Source organism: Streptomyces sp. NPDC002817, from assembly GCF_053592055.1.
Genome location: NZ_JBSFUY010000027.1, coordinates 21,927 through 45,088, shown reverse-complemented (window position 1 = coordinate 45,088; position 23,162 = coordinate 21,927). Strand labels below are relative to the sequence as shown.

At 70.5% G+C, this 23,162-nt stretch carries 26 protein-coding genes; 17 read left to right on the top strand and 9 right to left on the bottom strand.

Going from position 1 to position 23,162, the window contains the following annotated elements; all coding sequences use genetic code 11:
• Positions 1-3: 3 nt before the first annotated feature.
• The 5 genes from ACWD3I_RS36130 to ACWD3I_RS36110 form a co-directional block, all read right to left on the bottom strand.
• Positions 4-795: an FMN-binding protein gene (locus ACWD3I_RS36130; RefSeq protein WP_365395492.1), complete on the bottom strand. Its 792-nt coding sequence runs from the start codon at positions 793-795 to the stop codon at positions 4-6.
• A 39-nt stretch (positions 796-834) separates the two neighbouring features.
• Positions 835-2,217 carry a ferredoxin reductase family protein gene (locus ACWD3I_RS36125; protein ID WP_365395489.1) on the bottom strand — a complete coding sequence of 461 codons (1,383 nt, stop codon included), beginning with the start codon at positions 2,215-2,217 and terminating at the stop codon, positions 835-837.
• Positions 2,218-2,342: 125 nt separating this feature from the next.
• Positions 2,343-3,044, bottom strand: coding sequence for a L,D-transpeptidase family protein (locus ACWD3I_RS36120; RefSeq protein ID WP_365395487.1), 702 nt, complete (start codon positions 3,042-3,044; stop codon positions 2,343-2,345).
• Between the two features lie 3 nt (positions 3,045-3,047).
• Positions 3,048-3,632 (bottom strand): pyridoxamine 5'-phosphate oxidase family protein, encoded by a 585-nt coding sequence (locus ACWD3I_RS36115; RefSeq protein ID WP_365395484.1) that lies wholly within the window; start codon positions 3,630-3,632, stop codon positions 3,048-3,050.
• Between the two features lie 121 nt (positions 3,633-3,753).
• Positions 3,754-4,635: a hypothetical protein gene (locus ACWD3I_RS36110; RefSeq protein ID WP_365395481.1), complete on the bottom strand. Its 882-nt coding sequence runs from the start codon at positions 4,633-4,635 to the stop codon at positions 3,754-3,756.
• Between the two features lie 212 nt (positions 4,636-4,847).
• On the opposite strand from ACWD3I_RS36110, the gene argH reads away from it, so the two are divergent.
• The 11 genes from argH (at position 4,848) to ACWD3I_RS36055 (ending at position 15,772) form a co-directional block, all read left to right on the top strand.
• On the top strand, positions 4,848-6,278 hold the full coding sequence (gene argH / locus ACWD3I_RS36105; protein ID WP_365395478.1) for an argininosuccinate lyase: 1,431 nt from the start codon (positions 4,848-4,850) through the stop codon (positions 6,276-6,278).
• Positions 6,279-6,454: 176 nt separating this feature from the next.
• Positions 6,455-7,426 (top strand): aldo/keto reductase, encoded by a 972-nt coding sequence (locus ACWD3I_RS36100; protein ID WP_365395475.1) that lies wholly within the window; start codon positions 6,455-6,457, stop codon positions 7,424-7,426.
• An 83-nt stretch (positions 7,427-7,509) separates the two neighbouring features.
• On the top strand, positions 7,510-8,058 hold the full coding sequence (locus tag ACWD3I_RS36095) for a TetR/AcrR family transcriptional regulator (protein ID WP_365395472.1): 549 nt from the start codon (positions 7,510-7,512) through the stop codon (positions 8,056-8,058).
• On the top strand, positions 8,055-9,581 hold the full coding sequence (locus ACWD3I_RS36090; protein ID WP_365395469.1) for an MFS transporter: 1,527 nt from the start codon (positions 8,055-8,057) through the stop codon (positions 9,579-9,581). The genes ACWD3I_RS36095 and ACWD3I_RS36090 overlap by 4 nt, the downstream gene beginning before the upstream one ends.
• 116 nt (positions 9,582-9,697) lie before the next feature.
• Positions 9,698-9,895, top strand: a complete 198-nt coding sequence (locus ACWD3I_RS36085) for a hypothetical protein (protein ID WP_365395466.1) — start codon at positions 9,698-9,700, stop codon at positions 9,893-9,895.
• The gene (locus tag ACWD3I_RS36080; protein ID WP_365395463.1) at positions 9,892-10,878 is read left to right on the top strand and encodes an AAA family ATPase; all 987 of its coding nucleotides are present in this window, start codon (positions 9,892-9,894) and stop codon (positions 10,876-10,878) included. Before ACWD3I_RS36085 ends, ACWD3I_RS36080 begins: the two co-directional genes overlap by 4 nt.
• Positions 10,875-11,828 carry a DUF58 domain-containing protein gene (locus ACWD3I_RS36075; protein ID WP_365395460.1) on the top strand — a complete coding sequence of 318 codons (954 nt, stop codon included), beginning with the start codon at positions 10,875-10,877 and terminating at the stop codon, positions 11,826-11,828. The genes ACWD3I_RS36080 and ACWD3I_RS36075 overlap by 4 nt, the downstream gene beginning before the upstream one ends.
• A gap of 28 nt (positions 11,829-11,856) precedes the next feature.
• On the top strand, positions 11,857-12,807 hold the full coding sequence (locus ACWD3I_RS36070; protein WP_365395457.1) for a VWA domain-containing protein: 951 nt from the start codon (positions 11,857-11,859) through the stop codon (positions 12,805-12,807).
• Between the two features lie 145 nt (positions 12,808-12,952).
• On the top strand, positions 12,953-13,855 hold the full coding sequence (locus tag ACWD3I_RS36065; protein WP_451084276.1) for a S1C family serine protease: 903 nt from the start codon (positions 12,953-12,955) through the stop codon (positions 13,853-13,855).
• A 37-nt stretch (positions 13,856-13,892) separates the two neighbouring features.
• On the top strand, positions 13,893-14,561 hold the full coding sequence (locus ACWD3I_RS36060; RefSeq protein WP_365410787.1) for a response regulator transcription factor: 669 nt from the start codon (positions 13,893-13,895) through the stop codon (positions 14,559-14,561).
• Positions 14,558-15,772: a sensor histidine kinase gene (locus tag ACWD3I_RS36055; RefSeq protein ID WP_365410784.1), complete on the top strand. Its 1,215-nt coding sequence runs from the start codon at positions 14,558-14,560 to the stop codon at positions 15,770-15,772. Before ACWD3I_RS36060 ends, ACWD3I_RS36055 begins: the two co-directional genes overlap by 4 nt.
• A 50-nt stretch (positions 15,773-15,822) precedes the next feature.
• Here the strand turns inward: ACWD3I_RS36055 and ACWD3I_RS36050 are convergent, their stop codons facing one another.
• Positions 15,823-16,512, bottom strand: coding sequence for a lysophospholipid acyltransferase family protein (locus ACWD3I_RS36050; RefSeq protein ID WP_266833293.1), 690 nt, complete (start codon positions 16,510-16,512; stop codon positions 15,823-15,825).
• A 314-nt stretch (positions 16,513-16,826) separates the two neighbouring features.
• Here ACWD3I_RS36050 and ACWD3I_RS36045 point away from each other — a divergent pair, with 314 nt between their 5' ends.
• From ACWD3I_RS36045 to ACWD3I_RS36035, 3 genes are all read left to right on the top strand, one after another.
• Positions 16,827-17,990 carry a glycerophosphodiester phosphodiesterase gene (locus tag ACWD3I_RS36045; protein WP_365410780.1) on the top strand — a complete coding sequence of 388 codons (1,164 nt, stop codon included), beginning with the start codon at positions 16,827-16,829 and terminating at the stop codon, positions 17,988-17,990.
• Between the two features lie 74 nt (positions 17,991-18,064).
• On the top strand, positions 18,065-18,571 hold the full coding sequence (locus ACWD3I_RS36040; RefSeq protein ID WP_266894898.1) for an RNA polymerase sigma factor: 507 nt from the start codon (positions 18,065-18,067) through the stop codon (positions 18,569-18,571).
• A 46-nt stretch (positions 18,572-18,617) separates the two neighbouring features.
• Positions 18,618-19,115: a GNAT family N-acetyltransferase gene (locus ACWD3I_RS36035; protein ID WP_365410777.1), complete on the top strand. Its 498-nt coding sequence runs from the start codon at positions 18,618-18,620 to the stop codon at positions 19,113-19,115.
• Positions 19,116-19,122: 7 nt separating this feature from the next.
• Here the strand turns inward: ACWD3I_RS36035 and ACWD3I_RS36030 are convergent, their stop codons facing one another.
• The 3 genes from ACWD3I_RS36030 to ACWD3I_RS36020 are packed head-to-tail and all read right to left on the bottom strand — an operon-like array spanning position 19,123 to position 20,268.
• On the bottom strand, positions 19,123-19,539 hold the full coding sequence (locus tag ACWD3I_RS36030) for a hypothetical protein (protein WP_365410774.1): 417 nt from the start codon (positions 19,537-19,539) through the stop codon (positions 19,123-19,125).
• A 1-nt stretch (position 19,540) separates the two neighbouring features.
• Positions 19,541-19,900, bottom strand: a complete 360-nt coding sequence (locus ACWD3I_RS36025) for a hypothetical protein (protein ID WP_365410771.1) — start codon at positions 19,898-19,900, stop codon at positions 19,541-19,543.
• Positions 19,901-19,950: 50 nt separating this feature from the next.
• Complete coding sequence (locus ACWD3I_RS36020) at positions 19,951-20,268, bottom strand: hypothetical protein (RefSeq protein WP_365410768.1); 318 nt, start codon at positions 20,266-20,268, stop codon at positions 19,951-19,953.
• Positions 20,269-20,334: 66 nt separating this feature from the next.
• Here ACWD3I_RS36020 and ACWD3I_RS36015 point away from each other — a divergent pair, with 66 nt between their 5' ends.
• From ACWD3I_RS36015 to ACWD3I_RS36005, 3 genes are all read left to right on the top strand, one after another.
• Entirely contained in the window at positions 20,335-20,985 is a 651-nt protein-coding gene (locus ACWD3I_RS36015) for an HAD family hydrolase (protein WP_365410766.1), read from the top strand.
• Between the two features lie 313 nt (positions 20,986-21,298).
• Positions 21,299-22,387: a methionine ABC transporter ATP-binding protein gene (locus ACWD3I_RS36010; protein WP_365410763.1), complete on the top strand. Its 1,089-nt coding sequence runs from the start codon at positions 21,299-21,301 to the stop codon at positions 22,385-22,387.
• Entirely contained in the window at positions 22,384-23,109 is a 726-nt protein-coding gene (locus ACWD3I_RS36005; RefSeq protein ID WP_266833275.1) for a methionine ABC transporter permease, read from the top strand. The genes ACWD3I_RS36010 and ACWD3I_RS36005 overlap by 4 nt, the downstream gene beginning before the upstream one ends.
• The last annotated feature ends 53 nt before the right edge of the window (positions 23,110-23,162 follow it).

Below are 23,162 nucleotides of genomic sequence, written 5' to 3'. Positions count from 1 at the left end.
GTGTCAGCCACCGGCCTGGTCCAGCGCCGACTGCAGGGACTGCTTGTAGCCGGCGCTCGTGTAGGTCGCGCCCGACACCGCGTCGATGTCGGCGTTGCCCGCCGCCACCGCCGCCTGGTTGAGCTTCGGGATGGCGTTGCCGTTGACCTGGTCGCTCTGGCCGCCCTTGGGCTGCTGGACCGCCTCGGCCTTGGTGATCTTGCCGTTGGTGACGGTGACACGGACCTGGACGGGCCCGTACTGGGTCTGGGAGACGGTGCCGGTGACGACCTTGGGGGCCGCCGCCTCGGCGTTGCCCGCGCTCTCCGAGGGGGCCGGCGAGGACGCTCCCGTCGCGGCCGCCGCGTTGCCCTTGTCGATGGCGGACTGGAGCGACTTCTTGTAGCCCTCGCTGGTGTAGGTCGCCCCGGACACCGTGTCGATCTGCGCACTCTGCTTGGCGAGCGTCGCCGCGTTGAGCTTCGGCACCGCGTTGCCGGTGATCTGGTCGCTCTGGCCGCCCTTGGGCTGCTGGACCGTCTCGGCCTTGGTGATCTTGTTGTTGACGAAGGTGATACGGACCTGGATGGCCCCGTACTCGGTCTCCACGGCGTCCCCGGTGGCCGTGCCGGTGGCCGCCTGGGCGCCGCCCTGCGCGGACTCCTGGGCCGCCGCGGTCTGCTGCGGGGCCGCGTCGCCGGCCGCGGACGCGTCGGATGCGTCGGTCCCCGGCTTCAGGGACAGCAGCAGCACGATCCCGGAGACGGTGGCGGCGCCGGCCAGGACGACACGCCGAAGGGGGTGACTCTTCCTCATCGCTTCAACAGCTCCTGAAGTCCTTGAAGTTCCTGTCGCTCACATCTCGAACGACTCGTGATGGATGCGGCGGGCGGGTACACCCGCGCCGCGCAGTGCCTCGTACACGCCCTGTGCGAAGCCGGGCGGCCCGCACATGAAGACGTCGTGCTCGTCGATGTCCGGCAGCTTCTGCTGCAGCCGCTCCGCCGAGATGTCGGGCCGCTCGCCGTCCGGACTGTTGACCGCGTACATCAGCCGGGCGCCCCGCTCGTCGGCGATGGCGGCCAGTTCGTCCCAGAGCGCCAGGTCCTGGGTGCTGTTGGCCCGGTAGAGCAGTGTGATGTCGCCGGACGCCCCGGGCAGCGTCTCGAACAGCGCCCGCATCGGCGTGATGCCGACGCCACCCGCGACCAGCAGCACCTTGCCGCGGCTGCGGCGCTGGGCGGTGAGCGCGCCGTACGGGCCCTCGGCCCACACCTTGGTGCCGGGCGTCAGCTCGCGCAGCCGCTCGGTGTGGTCGCCGATCGCCTTGACCGTGATCCGCAGCATGTCCGGGCGGGGCGCCGCCGACAGCGAGTACGGGTGCGAGCTGAACCGCATGCCCGGCGCCTTGAACCGCCAGCGGAAGAACTGCCCCGCCTGCGCGCCCATCCGGTGCAGCTTCTTGCCGCCGATGAGCACCGACACGATGCCCGGCGTCTCCTCGATGACCGCCTCGACATACATCCGGTGCCGCAGGTTGAGACGGATCGGGGTGAGGATCCGGTACCAGACCACCAGCGCGGTGACCACGCCGTACAGCCCGTACCAGAAGGTCTTCGCGGCCGGCTCCACGGCGAACTCGTTGCCGGTGCTGATCTGGTGCCAGAACGTCAGGTAGACGACCGCGTAGGTCAGCAGGTGGATGTGGTACCAGGTGTCGTACCCGATGATCCGGCGGATCCCGCCGATCGAGAGGAACGCGATGACGAACAGCAGCAGGGTGCCGATGCCCGCCTTGCCCATGTCGGGCAGGGTGTTGACCGAGTCGATCGTCTGCTGGACCACGTCGCCGAGCGACTTGCCGGCCTGGAGCGCGTACGCCCACATGGTGAGGAAGACATGCGCGGCGACCAGGAAGATCGTGTACCGGCCGCTCATGGCGTGCCAGCGCGCCACCCGGTCCGAGCCCACCCGCCGTTCCAGGGCGGGCACCCGGGCCATCTGGAGCACCACGAGCGCCATGAGATAGCCGGCCAGCAGACCGGTGATCCGGCCCGCGGCGAGGATCTTGGCGGTGTTGTCCGCGAGGGACGGTGTGTTGTCCCACCACAGCCACAGCACCGCGGCCGCGCCCGCCCATAGGGCGATCACCAGCGGGACGGCCGGGGAGCGGCGCGGACGGATGCGGCGCATCGTCTGGCGGCGGGCGGCGCGGCCGCCTGCGAGCGTGGTGGTCACGGTTCCTCCGGGAGCGGGGCAAGGGGGGTGGCGTGGTCCCTTGGCCCAGAGGTACGTGCCGCGACGCCCGTGTGTTCAGTGCCCGGTCGAGTTCGAGGTGGACTCGTGTGACTCGGGGTAACACCTCAGTACCGGGTGATCGCCGTACGTCCGCTCGTCGTGCCGATCGCGATGTGCGGATCGTCGTCGGGGTCGGCCCATGCGAGGATCCGCCGCATGGCGTCCGCGGGCACCGACACGCAACCCGCCGTCGCTCCAGTGCCGTTGACATGGAGGAAGATCCCGGCGCCCCGGCCGCGCACGGGCTCGGTGTAGTTGAAGCCGATGACCATGGCGTGGGCGTACTGCTTCTCGTACGAGATCAGATGCTCGGACTCGGCGGCCCGGCAGTCCTTGGCACGGGGCTCGCTCCAACGGTTGTAGGAGCGGGAGTCGTTGTCCTGGCACCACCAGGATTTCTCGCGCACGGGACGGTATTTGTACGACGTCCCGCCCGGCGCCGCTTTGATACCGAAGGCGTACGGCAGGTGATAGAGCCCCGTCGGTGTCGTGCTGGTGTTCTGCTTGCGCGAGGCTCCCTCGACGAGTCCGTTCGCCCCGAACCGGGCCTTGGCCGAACCGGCCCGCACCCACTGCCCGTTGCGCAGATCCCACCAGGTGAGGGTGCCGGTGGTCGAGCCGGTCCTCGCGGCGACCGCGGTGATCAACTGTGTGCCGCCCCCGGTGTCGGTCATACGGGCGGGCAGGGGCTGCCCGCCGCCGGGCGCGGCACCGAGTACGAGAAGGGACGCGGAGACGAGAGCCGTGGCGACGGCGGGGGAGCCCATGGCTCAGACCGTAGAGGGCGGCAGCGGCAGTGGCAGTCCGGGTAGGCCATCCAGGCTCGTGGCGATCTGCCTCTGGGCGAAGTAGGCGCTCAGCGACTCGTCGTCCTCGCGCGCGAAGCGCCTGGCGTGCAGATCGCGGTCCTCGTCGTACGTCATGAAGGGCACCGCGTAGCCGCAGGAGTCGCGGATCGTCTCGGCCGTCACGACGATGATCGCCCGCAGTCCGTGCAGGCTCGGGTCGATGTCCGGGAAGTGGCTGAGGAGTTCCTCGAAGCGCGGGTCGTCCCGCAGGACCGCCTCGCCGCGGCCGTGCACCCGGACGATGTTGGGCGGGCCCTCGAACGCGCACCACATCAGGGTGATCCGGCCGTTCTCCCGCAGATGCGCGACCGTCTCGGCGTTGGAGCCCGCGAAGTCCAGGTACGCGAAGGTGAGTTCGTCCAGAACCGCGAAAGAGCCCTTGAGGCCCTTGGGGGAGAGGTTCACCGTGCCGTCGCCGGAAAGAGGGGCGGTCGCGGTGAAGAAAATGGGCTGCGCCTCGATGAAGGTGCGCAGCCTGCCGTCTATGCGTTCATAGGTCTTTCCCATGTCTAACGATTATGGGTGCAACTCGTTCGCCTGTCTAATGAATTGCGGCATCCGATGGACGGGTGCCGCCGTGGCCGCCCCGGCCGGCGCTGGAATCGGGGCGGCCACAGCACCTGTCACGTCACTGGGTGAGCGTGCAGGTGGCGAGGGACTCCAGGCCCTGCGGCTTCTCGGCGGTACGGCCGATGGAGATGGCGATGCGCTCGATGGCGGCCGTGCGCTTGCTCGCCAGCGGGCCGACGATGGCGTTCTGGACGAAGTTCGGTCCGCCCTGGCCGACCGTGTCGACCAGACGCTTGTTGGCCTCGTCGATCTGGGTCTGCAGGAGGGTCAGGTTGCGGTCGACCTCGGCCTGCGCGGTCGCCGGGATCGCGGGGAGCTGGGAGGCGACGTCCGGGCAGCTGATGGTCCCGACGCCGGCGTTGCCCGCGTCCTCGCCCGCCTCCTCGCCGGTGTCCTCCGCGGCGTCCGACGCCGTGGCGCTGGGAGTCGCCTCGGCCTCCTCGCCGGCGCCGGCCTCCTCGCCCGCTCCCGCCTCTTCCTCGGCGACACCGCCCGCGTTGAGAGCGCAGGGCGCGAGCGCCTCCAGACCCGCCGGGCGGTCGGCGGTGCGGCCGATGGCGGTGGCGATCCGGTTGACCACGGCGATCCGCTTGTCCTCCAGCGGGCCGAGGATGGCGTTCTGGACGAAGTTGGCTCCGCCCTGGCCCACGGTGTCGACGAGGCGCTTGTTGGCCTCGTCGATCTGGGTCTGCAGGAGGGTGAGGTTGCGGTCGACCTCGGCCTGCGCGGTCGCGGGGATCGCGGGGAGCTGGGAGGCGACGTCCGGGCAGCTGATGGTGCCGGGGTCGGCGAGGGTCTGCGCGTTGGTCGTGCCGTTGCTCTTGGAGGTCTCTCCGGCGAGGGCGGAACCGGCGATCACCGCACCGGTCAGCACGAGGGCGGTGGCACCGCCGATCAACGCGACGCGGCGCTTGTTGTACTTCGGAAGAGCCCTGGACATGCTGATGCCTCACAAGGGTCGAGGGGTGTCGTCGTCTCTGGGTTGTACAAACGCGGCGCCTGCGTTCGGCGGGAAGTACGGGTAAGCGGTTTCCCGTGTTCAAAGGACTCTTAAATTCGCGGCCGAACCTGCCGCAATTGACGAATCATGCAGAGCACTGCATACTCATGCATGACAGTGCAGGCGCCACACCCTCTCTAGGAGCAACGCAAGTGAGCAGCAACAGCGGTGATGTCCGGCTCTGGGGCGCCCGTTTCGCCGACGGTCCCGCCGAGGCCCTGGCGAAGCTGTCCGCGTCCGTCCACTTCGACTGGCGGCTGGCGCCCTACGACATCGCCGGTTCGCGTGCCCACGCGCGCGTGCTCCACAAGGCCGGGCTGCTCACGGACGACGAGCTGACGCGGATGACCGCGGGCCTGGACCAGCTCGCGGCGGATGTCGCCGACGGTTCCTTCGTGGGCACGATCGCCGACGAGGACGTCCACACGGCGCTGGAGCGTGGCCTCCTGGAGCGCCTCGGCCCCGACCTCGGCGGCAAGCTCCGCGCGGGCCGCTCCCGCAACGACCAGGTCGCGACCCTCTTCCGCATGTACCTGCGGGACCACGCCCGGATCATCGGCGGCCTGATCGCCGAGCTCCAGGACGCGCTGATCGGCCTGGCCGAGGCCCACCCGGACGTGGCGATGCCCGGCCGCACCCACCTCCAGCACGCCCAGCCGGTGCTCTTCGCCCACCATGTCCTGGCCCACGCGCAGTCCTTGTCCCGGGACGCGGAGCGGCTGCGTCAGTGGGACGAGCGGACGGCGGTCTCCCCGTACGGCTCGGGCGCCCTGGCCGGCTCCTCCCTGGGCCTGGACCCGGAGGCGGTCGCCGCGGACCTCGGCTTCGAGCACGGCAGCGTCGGCAACTCGATCGACGGCACGGCGTCCCGTGACTTCGTCGCCGAGTTCGCCTTCATCACCGCGATGATCGGCGTGAACCTCTCCCGGATCGCGGAGGAGATCATCATCTGGAACACGAAGGAGTTCTCCTTCGTGACCCTGCACGACGCGTTCTCGACCGGCTCGTCGATCATGCCGCAGAAGAAGAACCCGGACATCGCCGAGCTGGCGCGCGGCAAGAGCGGCCGCCTGATCGGCAACCTGACGGGCCTCATGGCCACGCTCAAGGCGCTCCCGCTGGCGTACAACCGCGACCTCCAGGAGGACAAGGAACCGGTCTTCGACTCCTGCGACCAGCTCGAGGTCCTGCTCCCCGCCTTCACCGGCATGATGGCCACCCTGACGGTCCACCGCGAGCGCATGGAGGAGCTGGCCCCGGCGGGCTTCTCCCTCGCCACCGACATCGCCGAGTGGCTGGTCAAGCAGGGCGTGCCGTTCCGCGTCGCCCACGAGGTCGCCGGCGAGTGCGTCAAGGCCGCGGAGTCCGAGGGCAAGGAACTGGGCGACCTGACGGACGAACAGTTCGCGAAGATCAGCGCCCATCTGACGCCGGAGGTGCGGACGGTGCTGAACGTGCCGGGCGCGCTGGCTTCCCGCAACGGCCGCGGCGGTACGGCGCCGAGCGCGGTGGCGGTCCAGCTGGCGGAGGTCAAGGCGGACGTGGCGGCACAGCACGAGTGGGCAACTGCCAAGAAGGCCTGAGGGAAGCGCCCCTTCGGGGGTGCGGGGCTGTATCGATGTGCGGCTCCGCCGCGTGGGCGCGAGCCACCACGAAGCACCCGTAGCCGCCAGAACACCGCACGACCCGAGCACTGAAGCGAAGGTCATCGCGGGTTAAGTTGGTCATCGAGCCTGGAGCCGACCCAACGGAGCCCGCGATGCCCTTCGCCCGCCTGGCCACAGCGACAACCCCCACCTGCCACATCGGCTTCGGCCTCGCCGCAGTCGGTCGCCCCGGCTACATCAACCTCGGCCGCGACCAGGACCTCCCGGAGAGCCGCAGCGTCGACGCCCTGCGCGCCCGGACCCATGAACTCCTGGACGCCGCCTACTTCCAGGGCGTCCGCTACTTCGACGCGGCCCGCTCCTACGGCCGCTCCGAGGAGTTCCTCGCCGACTGGCTCAACGCACGCCCCGACATCGACGACATCGTCGTAGGCAGCAAATGGGGCTACACCTACACCGCCGCCTGGACCACCGACGCCGAGAAACACGAGGTCAAGGACCACAGCGTCCAGACCTACGTCCGCCAGCGCAAGGAAACCGCCGAACTCCTCGGCGACCGCCTGGACCTCTACCAGATCCACTCGGTGACCCCGGACAGCCCGGCCCTCACCGACAAGGACCTCCACGCGAAGCTGGCCGAAGCGGCCGCCGCGGGCGTGAGTATCGGCTTCTCCACCAGTGGCCCCGCCCAGGCCGACGCCATCCGCGCGGCCCTCGCCGTGACGGTCGACGGCGAGCCTCTCTTCCGCACGGTCCAGTCCACCTACAACGCCCTGGAGACCTCGGCCGCCCCCGCCCTCGCCGAGGCCCACGACGCCGGACTGACCGTGATCGTCAAGGAGGGCATGGCCAACGGCAGGCTCGCGGACCCGTACGCGCCGGACGCCCTGAAGACGGTGGCCGCGGAGACGGGCCTCGGCTGCGACGCGGTCGCCCTCGCCCTGATCCTGCGCCTGCCCTGGGCCGGTGTCGTCCTCTCCGGCGCCGCCACCAGCAGCCAGCTCGCCTCCAACCTGCACGCCGCGGTCGTCGACCTCGACGAGGCCCAGCTGGCCCGCCTCGCCGAGCTCGCGGAGGAGCCGCAGGCGTACTGGGCGCGGCGCGGTCAGTTGCCCTGGCACTGACAGAACCGCGGCTCGACGGTCACTTATGAGGCAGCCATGCCCATGATGAGACATGAGTGTCTCATATGGGTTATGGTTGTCTCATGGCTGTCGATCGTGACCACGTGCTGCGCAGTGCCGCGGCCCTGCTGACCCACAAATCCACCGCGACCATGGACGAGGTCGCGAAGGCCGCCGGGATCAGCCGCGCCACCCTGCACCGCCAGTTCGCCGGGCGCGACGCGCTCGTACGGGCCCTGGAGGCCCTCGGCATCGCGGAGTGCGAGGCCGCCCTGGACGCGGCGTGCCCGGACGAGGGCCCCGCGAGCGATGCCGTACGGCGACTGGTGCGCGAGATCGAACCGGCCGCCGCCCTCCTCGCCTTCCTCTACAGCGAGAACCAGCTGTTCGAGGGTGAGCAGAACGCGGGCTGGACCCGCATCGACGAGCGCATCGCGGCCCTGTTCAAGCGCGGCCAGGCGGGCGGCGAGTTCCGCATCGACCTCACGCCGACCTGGCTCACCGAGGCGCTGTACGGCCTGCTGGCCTCCGGCGCCTGGGCGGTGTCGGAGGGCCGGGTGGCCGCCAAGGACTTCCCATACATGATCGTCGAGCTGTTGCTCGGCGGAGCACTACGGAGAGAGGAATCATGACCAGCACCCTGCAGCCGGCGTCGACGACCGAGGTGGTGACCAAGCGCCCGGGACGTTGGCTCGCGCTGTCCGTCCTCGTGCTCGCCGTGCTGCTGGTGGCCGTCGACGCGACCGTCCTCGGTCTCGCGACCCCCTACATCAGTGAGGACCTGAAGCCGTCCGGCACCCAGCTCCTCTGGATCGGCGACGTCTACTCCTTCGTCATCGCCGGTCTGCTCGTCTCGATGGGCAGCCTCGGCGACCGCATAGGCCGCAAGAAGATACTCCTCGTCGGTGCCACGGCGTTCGGTGCGATATCGGTCCTCAACGCCTATGCCACGACACCGGAGTTGATGATCCTCGCCCGCGCCCTGCTGGGCGTGGCGGGCGCGACGCTGATGCCGGCGACCCTCGCCCTGATCCGGAACCTCTTCCACGACCCGCGCGAACGCAGCCTCGCGGTGGGCATCTGGGGCGCGACGGCCTCCGCCGGTACGGCGATCGGCCCGATCGCCGGCGGCTTCCTGCTCGAACACTTCTGGTGGGGCTCGGTCTTCCTGATCAACCTGCCCGTGATGGCGGTCCTGGTCGTCGTCGGCATCAAGCTGCTGCCGGAGTCGAAGAACCCGAACCCGGGCCCGTGGGACATGCTCAGCGTGGCCCTGTCCCTGGTCGGCATGATCGCCCTGGTCTACGCCGTCAAGGAGGCCGCCACCCACGGCTTCGGCGGCGAGGTCGCCGCCGTCGCCCTGCTGGGCGCGGGTGCGCTGATCTGGTTCGTCCGCCGCCAGCTGACCCTGCCGACCCCGCTGCTGGACATGCGGCTGTTCCGCAACCGAGGCTTCAGCGCGGCCGTCCTGGCCGACCTGCTGACCATCCTCGGCCTGTCGGGTCTGGTGTTCTTCCTTTCGCAGTACCTGCAACTCGTGCAGGGCAGGCGCCCGTTGGAGGCGGGCCTGGCCGAACTTCCCGCGGCGATCGGCGCGGTGGCGGCGGGTCTGCTCGCCGGCCGCGCGGCCCGTCGCTTCTCGGTCCGCTCGGTGGTCGCGGGCGGCCTGGCGGCGGTCGGCCTGGCGCTGGCCTCACTGACGGTGATCGACCAGTCGACGGGCTACCCGCTGCTGGGCGCGGCCCTGCTGGTCGTCGGCATCGGCGCGGGCTTCTCGTTCACGGTGACGGCGGACGTGATCCTGTCGAGCGTGCCGAAGGAGCAGGCGGGCTCGGCGTCAGCGGTCTCGGAGACGGCGTACGAACTGGGTGCGGCCCTGGGCATCGCCGTACTGGGCTCCATCGTGACGGGCGTGTACCGGGACTTCACGGGTCCGGTGGGGACGCCGGACGGGGCGCACGAGTCGCTGGGCGGCGCGGTGGAGGCGGCGGCAGGAATGCCGGCGCAGCAGTCGGCGGCACTCCTGGACTCGGCGAGGCAGGCATTCGTGGACGGCCTGTCGCTGGCGGCGGGCCTGGGAGCGGCGGTCCTGCTGGCAGCGGCGGTGGCGGCATGGTTCATGCTTCGCGACCAACGGTTGGAGAACGAGGTCTAGGAGCGCGGGGAACTACGCGATCAACCCCCACGGCCCGCAGCCGCCGTGCGGTCCCCAGCCGGCCCCTACATCTGCCTTTAGCTCCCTTTTCGCCCCGGCCTGATGGTCTTGGCTCCATGACACGACGCACACGAAAACTGTTCGTCACCGGAGCCGTACTGGCGGCCGCGGGCCTGACCGGCGGTGGAGTCGCCCTCGCAGTGGGCGAGGGCGACGAACCGTCCCGCGACAGGGTCCGGTTCGTCGTCACGGAGAACGACCACGACTGCCCGGAGAAGAGCACGGGCACCGACACCCCGGCCTCCGAGTTGTGACCGGCGAGGCCAAACTCCTCGAAGAGGCCCTCTTCGAGGTCAAGCGCGTCATCGTCGGCCAGGACCGCATGGTGGAACGCATGTTCACCGCGGTCCTGGCCCGAGGCCACTGCCTCCTGGAGGGCGTCCCCGGCGTCGCCAAGACCCTCGCCGCGAAGACCCTCGCCCACGTGGCCGGCGGCCACTTCGCCCGCCTCCAGTTCACCCCCGACCTCGTCCCCTCCGACATCACCGGCACCCGCATCTACCGCCCCTCCCAAGAGGCGTTCGACATCGAACCGGGCCCGGTCATCGCCAACGTCGTCCTCGCCGACGAGATCAACCGCGCCCCCGCGAAGGTGCAGTCCGCCCTCCTGGAGGTCATGGGCGAGCACCAGGTCTCCATCGGCGGCACGACCCTGTCCGTCCCCGAGCCCTTCCTCGTCCTCGCCACCCAGAACCCCATCGAGTCAGAGGGCGTCTACCGCCTCCCCGAGGCACAACGCGACCGCTTCCTGCTCAAGGTCGAGGTACCCGCGCCCAGCGAGTCCGAGGAACTGGCCATCCTCTACCGGATGAGTGTGGACCCGCCGAGCCCCCGCCGCGTCCTCACCCCGGCCCGGCTCGTCGCCCTCCAGCGCGCCACCGACGAGGTGTTCGTGCACCACGCGATCGCCGAGTACGCCGTACGACTGGTCTGCGCGACCCGCGAACTCGCCGGGCCGGAACAGCGGTTGGCCCACGGGGCCGGCCCCCGCGCGACCCTCGGTCTCGTCGCCGCGGCCCGCGCCCTCGCCCAGCTGCGCGGCCGCGGATACGTCCTGCCCGACGACGTCAGCGACCTGACCCACGAGGTGATCGGACACCGCCTGGTCCTCTCCTTCGACGCGCTCGCCGACGGTGTCACACCGGGCGAGATCGTCGACGAGGTCCTCGCCGCCGTGGAGCAACCGCGGATCAGCCCCCGCCAGGCCGCCACCGACGTCGGAGAGGTCGTGGCATGACCCCCACACTGCGTGAACTCACCCCGGAACAGGCCCTGAAACACCTGGAGTTGCTCTTCACCAGACACCCCGACGGCCTCCTCCAGGGCGACCACCCGGCCCTTGCGCCCGGCCCCGGCGACGAGCTGGCGGAGACCCGGCCCTATGTCGTCGGGGACGACGTACGCCGTATGGACTGGAACGCCACCGCCCGCACCACCGTCCCGCACGTCCGCCTCACCCTCGCCGACCGCGAACTCACCACCTGGATCGTCCTCGACGCCTCCGCGAGCATGGACTTCGGCACCGCGCGCATGGAGAAGCGGGACCTTGCGGTGGGCGCGGCGGCGGCCGTCGCGTTCCTGACCGAGCGCGCCGGGAACCGACTCGGCGCGATCTTCTCCGGCTCAGGACCCGAAGGCCATCCGCAGGGACCGCGCGGTACGGGACCGCACGGCATCCGGCGCATACCGCCCCGCACCGGTAGACAGCACCTGCTCACCATCCTGCGCGCCGCTCTGGACCGCCCCCGCGTCGCGCCCGGTGCACCCGCCGACACCCTCGCCGACGCCCTCGGCGTCCTGCGCGCCCTGCCCGACCGGGGCGCTCTGGTCGCGGTCGTCTCCGACTTCCTGGAGACCGGCTGGGAGCGGCCCCTGCGGACCGTGGCCCGACGCCACCAGGTGCTGGCGATCGAGACGGTCGACCCGCGTGAACTCGAGCTGCCCGCCGTCGGGTTGCTCACCGTCGTGGACCCGGAGACCGGACGCCGACGCGAAGTTCCCACGTACGCGCGGAAGTTCCGTGACCGGTACGCCGAGGCCGCGCTGGAGCAGCGGGCCCTGATCAAAAGGACCATCCACCGGGCCGGCGCCGCCCATCTGCGGCTGCGCACGGACCGGGACTGGGTGCGGGACGTCGTGAAGTACGTCGAGGACCAGCGGCGCCGGGCGGGAGGCGGCGCCGCGTGACGCGCCCGCTCGCAGGAAAGGAGGGATCATGGGTCTGCGTTCACCCGGCTGGCTGCTGCTCCTGGTGCCGCTCGCCGCGCTGATCGCCGCGTATCTGCTGACGCAGCGCCGCCGCGGCCGGTACGCCGTCCGCTTCACCAACCTCGAGCTGCTCGACAAGGTCGCGCCCGCGCGGCCCGGTTGGCGCAAGCACGTCCCGGCGGGCGCCTTCTGCGCCACGCTCGCCCTGCTGGTGGTGGGCTTCGCCCGCCCGACCGCCGACGTGCAGGTCCCGCGGGAACGGGCCACGATCGTCGTCGCGTTCGACACGTCCGGGTCCATGGACGCCACCGACGTGGAGCCCACCCGGTTCCTGGCGGCCCAGCGCGCCGCCCTCGCCTTCGTCGACCGGCTGCCCGCACGCTTCAACACCGGGCTGGTCACGTTCAGCGGCAACGCCACGGTCGCCGTTCCGCCGACCACCGACCGCGCTCTGCTGCGCTCGGCCGTCCGACAGCTCACCACCGGCCAGGGCACCGCGATCGGCGAGGCCGTCATCGCCGCCCGCAACGCCATCCGCGCGCTCGACAAGCGGGCCGAGACCGAACCGCCGCCGGCCCACATCGTCCTTCTCTCCGACGGCTCCAACACGGTGGGCCGCTCGGTCGAGTCGGCGGCACGGGAGGCGGCCGCCGACAGGATCCCGGTCTCGACGATCGCCTACGGCACCGAGGACGGCGTCGTCGAGTTCCCCGACGGTCGGGTCCTCCAGGTCCCCGTCGACGGACCCGCGTTGGAGAACCTCGCCGCCGTCACGGGCGGCGACTACCACGAGGCCGCCACGGGCGAGGAGCTCCAGGCCGTCTACGACGACATCGGCAGCTCCGTCGGCCATCGCACCGAGGAACGCGAGATCTGGCAGTGGTTCGTGGCAGCGGGCCTCGGCACCGCGCTGATCGCCGCGGCGACATCGCTGCTGTGGTTCTCGAGGCTGCCCTGAACGGGCGGCCGAGGGCACGTGGTGGCGGCTGCCCCGGAGGGGCGGTGCCGAGAACCGGCGCCGGGATCCGGCCGCCGCCCAGCCACCACCGACGGCCCTGCGGACAGCCGCCGGTCCACCGATCCCCCCGACCAAGGAGCCAGCCGTGACAGACCCCGAGCACCCCGGCCCACCGGCCCCTGCGTCACCCGTCGGCCTCGGCACCCCGCGCGGCCCCGCCTTCCTGGCCGGCCGCCCCCCGACGCTCCCTGCCCCGACCGCACCTTCGGCACCCACTCCGCCTCCCTCTCCGTACGAGACCCCGAAACCCCCACCCCCCAAAGGCCCCCGCACCCCCCGACCCCTCGCCACCGTCCTCCTCGCCGCCGTGCTCGCAGGCGGCGCCGCCGGATACACGGCCGGTGCCCTCGGCGACGACGACCCCGCCACCCCGGCCGCCGCCCGCACCCCCGGTGACCTGGAAGCCGTCGCCGCGCGCGTCCTGCCCAGCGTCGTCTCCGTGGTCACCTCCAACGGCCAGGGCTCAGGCTTCGTCTTCGACACCCGCGGCCGGATCCTCACCAACGCCCATGTCGTGGACGGCAGTTCCACCGTGACCGTCGAACTCCAGGACGGCCGCAGGCTCAGCGCCGAGGTGATCGGCGACGACCCCGACCACGACGTGGCCGTACTCCGGCCCGAGACCGCACGCGGACTGCGCCCCGCCCAGCTGGCCACCGCCGGCAAGCGTCCCGGCGTCGGCGACACCGTCCTCGCCATCGGCTCCCCGCTCGGCCTCAGCGGTACCGTCACCTCCGGCATCGTCAGCGCCCTCGACCGCGACGTACAGCTGGGCGAGGGCGGTCGGCAGCGGGCGGTGCAGACCGACGCCTCGATCAACCCCGGAAACTCCGGCGGACCCCTGGTCGACTCCGACGGGCGGGTCATCGGCATCAATACGGCCATCGCGACGTTGGACCAGCAGCGGGGCGGCTCCATCGGCATCGGCTTCGCCATCCCCGTCGCCGACGCGGCGGCCGCGGCCCGCACCATCATCGACGGCGGCTGAACCGCCACGGAGACCAACGGAGACCGAGGGGGCGGACATGCGACTGCTCGTGGTCGAGGACGAGGAGGACCTGGTCGTCGCGCTCAAGGTCGGGCTGGTGAGAGCGGGGTACGCCGTGGACGTGGCCCCCGACGTCGACACCGCGACCGAGAAACTCGCCGTCAACGACTACGACCTCGTCCTGCTGGACCTCAACCTCCCCGACGGCGACGGCTTCTCGGTCTGCCGCGCCGTCCGCGCCACCCCCGGCGGCCCCCGCATCCTCATGCTCACCGCCCGAGACCGCCTCGCCGACCGGGTGCGCGGCCTCGACGAAGGCGCCGACGACTACCTCGTCAAACCCTTCGCGCTACCCGAACTCCTCGCCCGCATCAGGGCGTTGCTGCGCCGCGAGGACGGCGGCACCGCCATCGTCGAGGTCGGCGAACTCCGCCTGGACACCGCCCGCTTCGAGGCCTACCGAGGCAACCGCCGACTCCGGCTCACCCCGAAGGAGTTCAGCGTCCTGCACTATCTGATGACCCGACCCGGCCGCGTCGTACCGGCCGAGGAACTCCTCGAACACGTCTGGGACGAATACGCCGACCCGTTCACCAACACCGTGCGGGTCACGGTCGGTTCACTGCGCCGCAAGGTCACCGGAGAACAGGAACCGCTCATCGAGACGGTGATCCGGCAGGGCTACCGCCTGAAGGAGACACCATGAAACGGCCGTCTCTCACCAAGGCCCTCCCCGCCTTCACCCACACCATCCGCTTCCGGCTCACCGTCCTCTACTCGGGACTCCTCTTCGTCCTCACCGCCCTCGTCCTGGGCGCCACCTACCTCGCCGTGGAACGCGGCGGCGAGGCCCACCCGGTCACCAGGCAGTTCTCGGTGACGAAGATCGTGAACGGCGAGGAGGTGGGGGAGTTCGACGCGGTCAAGGTCGCCGAGGTCGAGGCCGCCGTCAACTACGAGACCCTCGCCAACCTCCGCCGCTTCTCCTTCGCCGTCCTCGGCGGCGTCGCGGTCGCCAGCCTCGCCCTGGGCTGGATCCTCTCCGGCCGCGCCCTGCGCCCCGTGCGCTCCATCTCCCGCACCGCCGCCGAGATCCAGGCCACCGACCTCAGCCAGCGCATCCGCCTCCAGGGCCCGAAGGACGAGCTGCGGGACCTCGCCGACACGGTCGATTCCATGCTCGAACGCCTGGACGAGGCCTTCCGGGCCCAGCGCCAGCTCATCGACGACGCCTCGCACGAGTTGCGCAGCCCGCTGGCGATCATCCGCGCGAACGTGGACGCCGTACTGACGGCGGAGGACTCGAACGAGGAGGAACGCCGAACGGCCGCCCGCAGCGTCGACAGGGCCACCACCCGGATGACCCACCTCGTCGAGGACCTCCTCGCCACCGCCCGCCGCAACGCCCCCGCCCTCGCAGACGCCGACGTCGACCTCGCGGCAGCGGCGGCGGAGGCCTGCGAGGAGTTCCTGCCCCTGGCCGTCGAACGCGGCCTCACCCTGCACCGCCGCCTCACCACAGGCCTGACCGTCATCGGCGACCACGACGCCCTGCGCCGCGCCGTCGGCAACCTGCTCTCGAACGCCGTACGCCTCTCCCCACCGGGCACGCTGATCACGGTCGCGGCGGGAAGGAGCGCCAACTGGCTCTGGGTGGCAGTACGGGACGAGGGCCCCGGCATCCTGGACGACGACCGGACGAGGGTCTTCGACAGATTCTGGCGAGCGAACACGGCAAGCGGCAGAGACCGGCACGCGGGCCTGGGCCTGGCGATAGTCAGACAGATCGTGGAGTCACACGGAGGTCAGGTGCGCCTGTTTTCCCAGGTGGGGGAGGGCTCGACGTTTGTGCTCTGGTTTCCCGCACCGGGCGTGGGGCACGGCAATGGCGGGCCTCCGGGAAACGCGCCCCTCTAGGGGCGCGGGGAACTGCGCGACAAGCCCCCCACCGACCCGCAGACGACGTACTACGCGGCCTTCGCCTTCGTGGCGTACATGTCCACGTACTCCTGCCCCGACAGCTGCATGACCTCCGTCATCACGGAGTCCGTGACCGCCCGCAGCACATACCGATCCCGGTCCATCCCCTCGTACCGGGAGAACTCCATCGCCTCACCGAAGCGAACGGTGACGCGCCCCGGTCGCGGAATCCCCGCTCCACCCGGCTGCACCTTGTCCGTACCGATGATGGCGAACGGCACGACCGGCGCACCGGTCATCATGGCCAGCCGCGCGATCCCGGTGCGCCCGCGGTAGAGCCGGCCGTCGGGGGAGCGGGTGCCCTCCGGGTAGATGCTGAAGACCTTGCCCTCCTCCAGCACCCGGCGCCCGGTCATCAGCGCCGCGACACCACCGCGCCCGCCGTCCCGGTCGACCGGGATCATGCCGCAGCCCGTGAAGAACCAGGCCATCAGGCGCCCTTTGAGGCCCTTGCCGGTGACGTACTCGTCCTTGCCGATGAAGAAGACCTGACGGTCGCAGAAGAGCGGCATGATCATCGAGTCGATGAACGTGAGGTGGTTGCCGGCGAGGATCACCGGGCCGTCTCCCGGGATGTGCTCCGCGCCCTCCACCCGTGGGCGGAACATCAGGCGCATGATCGGTCCGAGCACTGCCTTGATGAGCGCGAAGCGGGACAACGGATCCTCCGGTGTCAAGTGAATCGGTATATGTCTGTGCAGGTGAGGACGATACTCGCGGTTCCGGGGCTCGTGCACATCGGGTGCGCCGGGTTCACCGAGGTCTTACGTACTGTTGACGCTGGTTTACCTGCGGTGGCGCACGGTGTACCGCCCGTAACCCGTTGGCCATGATGTGACGGACATCGCGTACCCCTTCTGATGAGTCGTCAACTCAAACCATCGGTACGACATCCAGCGTCACCCGCGTGTTCTGCCGGAGGTCTCCCGTCCGTCATGTACACGCACCTACGATCGGCCCGCACTGAAGAGCCGACGCAGGGAGGGCCCTCATGGGAACGCAGAACTCGGACGAGCAGGTGGGCGGGACCGGACGACGGGCACTTCTCGGCGCCGCGGTACTCGGTGCGAGCGGAGCGGTCCTCGGACTGTCGGGTACCGCGAGAGCGGGCGAGGACCGGCATGGTGGAGGGGTGAAGAGCCTGCCCGTACCGACGATCATCGGCCACCGGGGCGCCAGCGGCTACCGGCCGGAGCACACCCTCGGCTCGTACCAGCTCGCCCTCGACCTGGGCGCCCATGTCGTGGAGGCCGGCGACCTGGTGCCCACCAGGGACGGTCACATCGTCTGCCGTCACGAGCCGGAGATCGGCGGGACGACGGACGTCGCGGACCATCCCGAGTTCGCCGGCCGCAAGACCACCAAGCTCCTCGACGGCGTCTCCGTCACCGGCTGGTTCACCGAGGACTTCACGCTCGCCGAGCTGAAGACCCTGCGCGCGATCGAGCGCATCCCGGCCAACCGTCCGCACAACACCCTCTACAACGGCCGCTGGGAGATCCCCACCTTCGAAGAGGTCCTGAAGTGGCAGGACGAGCAGACCCGCAAGCGGGGCAAGCAGGTCTGGATCTACCCCGAGACCAAGCACCCCACGTACTTCCGCAAGCTGGGCCTGGGCCTGGAGGAGCGGGTCGCGAAGCTGCTGCGCAAGTACGGCAAGGACGGCAAGAACGCGCCGGTCATCCTCCAGTCGTTCGAGCCGACCAGCATCCAGCGCCTGAACAAGCTGGTCGGCAACCCGCTGGTCGTCCTGCTCTCCTCCGCGACCAGCCGCCCCTGGGACTTCGTCGAGACGGGTGACCCGCGCACGGTCGCCGACCTGATCACGCCCAAGGGCCTCAAGGAGATCGCCGGCTATGCCCAGGGCATCGGCCCGACCCTCGACCTGGTCATCCCGAAGGACGCGAACGGCAACCTCACCACGCCGACCAGCCTCGTCGCGGACGCGCACAAGGCGGGCCTGATCCTGCACCCGTACACCATGCGCAACGAGAACCCCTTCCTGCCGACCGAGTTCCGCAAGGGCACCGACGCCGACGCGTACGGCGATGTCTTCGGTGCCTACCGGACGTACTTCGCCACGGGCATCGACGGTGTCTTCACCGACAACCCGGACACCGGCCTGCTGGCCCGCCAGGATTTCGTCAACGGCTGAGCGAGCGACCCCGGTTGGGGTGACAAAGGGCCGTCCGGGCAACCCGCCGCCCGGGCGGCCGCGTCGTCAGGCATATGACGCACGACCTCGTGGCCACGCTGCGCCCCCTGCTCACCGCCGAAGCCTCCGCCGAGGCACATGCCACCGGTACGGAACCGGGCGACCTGGAACAGGCGGTCTGGCTCCGCCTTCTGGAACGCCTCGACACCGACGGCCCGCCGACCGACCCGCAGGGCTGGCTGCGCAGAGCGGTCCGCTCGGAGTCCCGCCGTACCCGTCGTACGACCCGGCTCGAACGGCCGTACGGCACCGAGCCCGCGGACGACGTGGACCGCACCCCCGAACACCTCGCCCTCGCGGCGGCCCGCGGTCGGGCACTGCGTGATGCCGTACGCCGTTTGCCGGGCCGCTGCCCGAGTCTGATGGAGGCGCTGCTCTCCCCGATGGACCTCACCTATCGGGAAATCGCGGGGGAGTTGGGTATCTCACAGGGCAGTCTCGGTCCGGAACGTTCCAGATGCCTGGGTTGTCTTCGCCGATTGCTCACACCGGAGGTTGCGGCCCGCGGAGCGCGGGGATAGGAGTGAAGGACGAAATGGCGATCAGGTGAGCGGGAGGCGTGCGCACATGGGCATGAGCGTGACCATCTCGGTGGCGACCGAACAGGACGCGGAGCAGATCTTCAGGCTTCAGTACCTGTGCTTCCAGAGCGAGGCGGCGTTGTACGGCAACTACCGCATCGATCCGCTCGTCCAGACCCTGGACTCGGTCCGAGGGGAGGTCGCCGCGGACTGCGTCTTCGTGGCCCGGCTCGGTGAGGAGGTGGTCGGCTCGGTGCGCGGCCGCATCACCGAGGACGGCTCGGCCGCCATCGGCAAGCTCTGCGTCCACCCCCGCCTCCAGGGCCACGGCATCGGCGCGCGACTTCTCCGCGCGGCCGAATCGGCTCTGGTCGAGGAGCGCGGCGCCACCCGGTTCCGCCTCTTCACGGGCCACCGCAGCGAGGGCAACCTCCGCCTCTACCGCAAGGTGGGCTACGAGGCGGTCGGTACGTCCGAGGGTGCGGACGGCGTACCCATGATCGTCCTGGAGAAGCCGGCCGGCGCCTACGCGGCGACGGCCTGAGGGCTTCTCAGACGGTCCGCGCCCTACGGAGCCAGTAGATGGCCGACAGCGGCAGCAGTACGGGGATGAAGACATACCCCATGCCGTAGTCCGACCAGACGGTCGCGTCGGGGAACGCCGACGGGTCCAGCAGGGTCCAGGTGCCCACCGTCAGCACGCCCACCAGCTCGGCGGCGCAGCACACCAGCGCCGCCTTGCGGGCGGTTTCCCCGCCGCGCACCAGCGTGTACGTGATGAAGCCGTACACCAGCCCCGCGACGGCGGACAGGGAGTAGGCGAGCGGCGCCCGGTCGAACTCGGTCGCGATCTGGTAGATCGAACGCGACACCGCACCGACGACCATCACGCCGTACAGCCACACCAGCAGCGTGCCAGGACCGCTGACCAATCGGTTCTTCGCCGACTCGCCCTCCGTCACGGTCACCTCAGCCTCCCCAGATGTCGTAGAGCCGCACCTCGAGAACGGCCAGCACCACAGCGCCGGCGGCAGCCGTCACCGAGCCCCACTTCGACCGTTCCGACAGCGACATGAGCCCCGCGGCCGGGACGCAGGCGAACGCGCCCAGCAGATACGCCACGAAGATCGTCGTCCCCTGCTCCGGCTTCTCGCCCCGCGCCAGCTGCACGATCCCGACCACCAGCTGCACAAGCACCAGCAGCGACACCACACCCATCCCGATGAAGTGCCAGTCCTTCGTCGGCTCATCGCGATAGGCCGCCCAGCCGCACCACGCGGCGAGCAACAGCGCGGCGACGCCGGTCACGAGCGTCAGGGCATCAAGCATGGGGCGACCTTATTACGGCCCGAAAGCCTCGATGCGGCCGACCCCAGCCGTCAGCCGGCCGGCCCGTCGGTGACGATCCCGGCGTTCAGGCACCGCTGCCACAACCGGAGCGGCCACTCGCCGGCATTCGGTCCGGGCCGGACATCGAACACCGGGTTCGGTCCGGTCTCGATCAGGTGCAGCAGTGTCCAGGCCACGCCGTAGCAGTCGTCCGGTCCGAAGCACTCGGCCAGGGCACGAGCCTCCTCGGCCGTCACCGGCCGGGCGATCTCGTCCAGCTGCGCCGCCCGGCGGTCGATCTCAGCGTCTTCGGCATCCCAGTCCGGCAGCGGTCCGTCGGCCACGAAGGACCGCACCTCGGCTCTCATGCCCGGCATGATCGTCGCCCCCGGCCCCGTCCGGCAAGCCCCGGCGGCCCCCGTAGGGTCTAGACCATGACGATCCACGCACAAGCCCTGCTCTTCGACAACGACGGCACCCTCGTCTCCTCCCTCGCCTCCGTGGACCGCTGCTGGCGGCAGTGGGCCGGGGAGTACGGGATCACGGCCGAGGAGTTCGGGCGGGTCGAGCTGCACGGTCGTACGGCCGCCGAGATAGCCGCCGACCTGCTGCCCGCAGAGGTCGTGCCGGAGGCGGTCGCGCGGATCGAGAAGCTGGAGGTGGAGGACGTGCCGAACGGGGGCGTGCGGTTGCTGCCGGGGACGAAGGCGTTCCTCGACTCCCTGCCCGCCGACCGCTGGGCCGTCGTCACCTCCGCCACCCGGCGCCTCGCCGAGGCCCGGCTGGACGCCGTCGGAATCCTGCCCAAGACCCTCGTCGCCGCCGAGGACGTCACCCGCGGCAAGCCCGACCCCGAGCCGTACCTCCTCGCCGCCCGCGCACTCGGCGTCGACCCGGCGCACTGCGTGGTCTTCGAGGACGCCCCCGCGGGCCTGAGGGCCGGTCGAGCCGCCGGGATGACCACCGTGGCATTGGCCACAACCCACCAGGCCCATGAGCTCGACGCGGACCTCGTCGTCGACGACCTGTCGGCCTTGTCGGCCCTGGTCACCGACGGGGGAGTGGAGATCTCCGTCCGCCCCTGACCTATGTCCGCCGCTGTCCGGCATGCGGACAGCGGCGCTTTGTCAGGACCGTAGATCTGCTTTACTCATTCCATGACCACGACGAGCAGCCGCACCCTTGCGACCGAGGCGACCATGACGCCCGGTGCTCGCTGTATGTGTCGAATGTGCGCCTTCTAGAGGGCCCCCGCACCACCCCGAGCTCGCGCCCCGAAGCGAGACGCCGTGGCATGTCCGTGCGCTGAATGCCGTACGTGACCGACGCCGCCCCGCGCACATGTTCTCCCCCGGCTCCTGTGCCACCGCATGAGAACCGTGCCGCGTTCCCGACCGAATGCACCCGCCAGGGCACACCCACGCCCTGCACCTGACAGTGACGGAAACCCACGTGATCACCACCTCGGGCCTGACCAAGGTCTACCGCTCCCGCGGCCGTGAGGTCACCGCCTTGGACGGCGTCGATCTCCACGTCCGCGAAGGCGAGGTCTACGGCGTCATCGGCCAGTCCGGCGCCGGCAAGTCCTCGCTCATCCGCTGCGTCAACCTGCTGGAGAAGCCCACCGCCGGCACGGTCAGTGTCGCCGGCCAGGACCTCACGGCCCTCGCGGGCCGCGGTCCGCGGGCCGGCCGGGAACTGCGCCAGGCCCGCAGCCGTATCGGCATGGTCTTCCAGCACTTCAACCTGCTGTCCTCCCGGACCGTCCAGGACAACGTCGAGCTGCCGCTGGAGATCCTCGGCACGTCCGGCAAGGACCGCTCCCGCAAGGCGCTCGAACTCCTCGACCTCGTCGGTCTCTCCGACAAGGCCAAGGCCTACCCCGCCCAGCTCTCCGGCGGGCAGAAGCAGCGCGTCGGCATTGCCCGCGCCCTGGCCGGCGACCCCAAGGTCCTTCTCTCCGACGAGGCCACCAGCGCCCTCGATCCGGAGACCACCCGCTCGATCCTGCAGCTGCTGCGCGACCTGAACCGCCAGCTCGGCCTCACCGTCCTCCTCATCACCCACGAGATGGACGTCGTGAAGTCGATCTGCGACTCCGCCGCCCTCATGGAGAACGGCCGCATCGTCGAGTCCGGCACCGTCAGCGAACTCCTCGCCACCCCCGGCTCCGAGCTCGCCACCGCGCTCTTCCCGGTCGGCGGCGAGGCCACCGGCGACGACCGCACCGTCATCGACGTCACCTTCCACGGCGAGGCCGCGACCCAGCCGGTCATCTCCCAGCTGTCGCGCACGTACAACATCGACATCTCGATCCTCGGTGCCGCCATCGACACCGTCGGGGGCCTCCAGGTCGGCCGGATGCGCATCGAACTGCCCGGCCGCTACGAGGACAACGTCGTGCCGATCGGCTTCCTGCGTGAACAGGGTCTTCAGATCGACGTCGTGGGCCAGGAGCCCCTGCTGGTGAAGGAAGGTGCCAAGTGACCTGGTCCGAGATGCAGCCCCTGCTGGAGCAGGCGTGTTGGGACACCCTCTACATGGTCGGCTGGTCCACCGTCATCGCCGTCGTCGGCGGCCTCCCGCTCGGCATCCTCCTCGTTCTCACCGACCGCGGCGGACTGCTCCAGAACGTCGTCGCGCAGAAGGTCATCGGGCAGGTCGTGAACGTCGCCCGCTCGATGCCGTTCATCATCCTGATGGTCGCGCTGATGGGCTTCACCCGCTCCATCACCGGCACGACCATCGGCCGCGAGGCCGCGATCGTCCCGCTCGCCATCGGCGCCATCCCGTTCTTCGCGCGCCTGGTCGAGACGGCGGTCCGCGAGGTGGACGGCGGACTCGTGGAGGCCGTGCAGTCGATGGGCGGCAACACCTGGACGATCGTCCGCAAGGTCCTCGTACCTGAGTCGCTGCCCTCGCTGATCGCCAGCACCACGACCACGATCGTCGCCCTCATCGGCTACTCCGCGATGGCCGGCACCGTCGGAGCCGGCGGCCTCGGCGACATCGCCATCCGCTACGGCTACCAGCGCTTCGAGACCGAACTCATGTGGATCACCGTCGCGATCCTCGCGGTCGTCATCTCGCTGATCCAGTTCGCCGGGGACTACGCCGCACGCTCGCTGCACAGCCGCGGTGGACGTGGCGGTCCGGCGCCGAAGCTGCGGCTGCTGAAGGCCTCGACGGCCGAGACCAACACCGCCTGAGCCTCGCGCAGGCCACCCTCCAGATGTCCCGTGCACCCCTTCACGGAACAGCT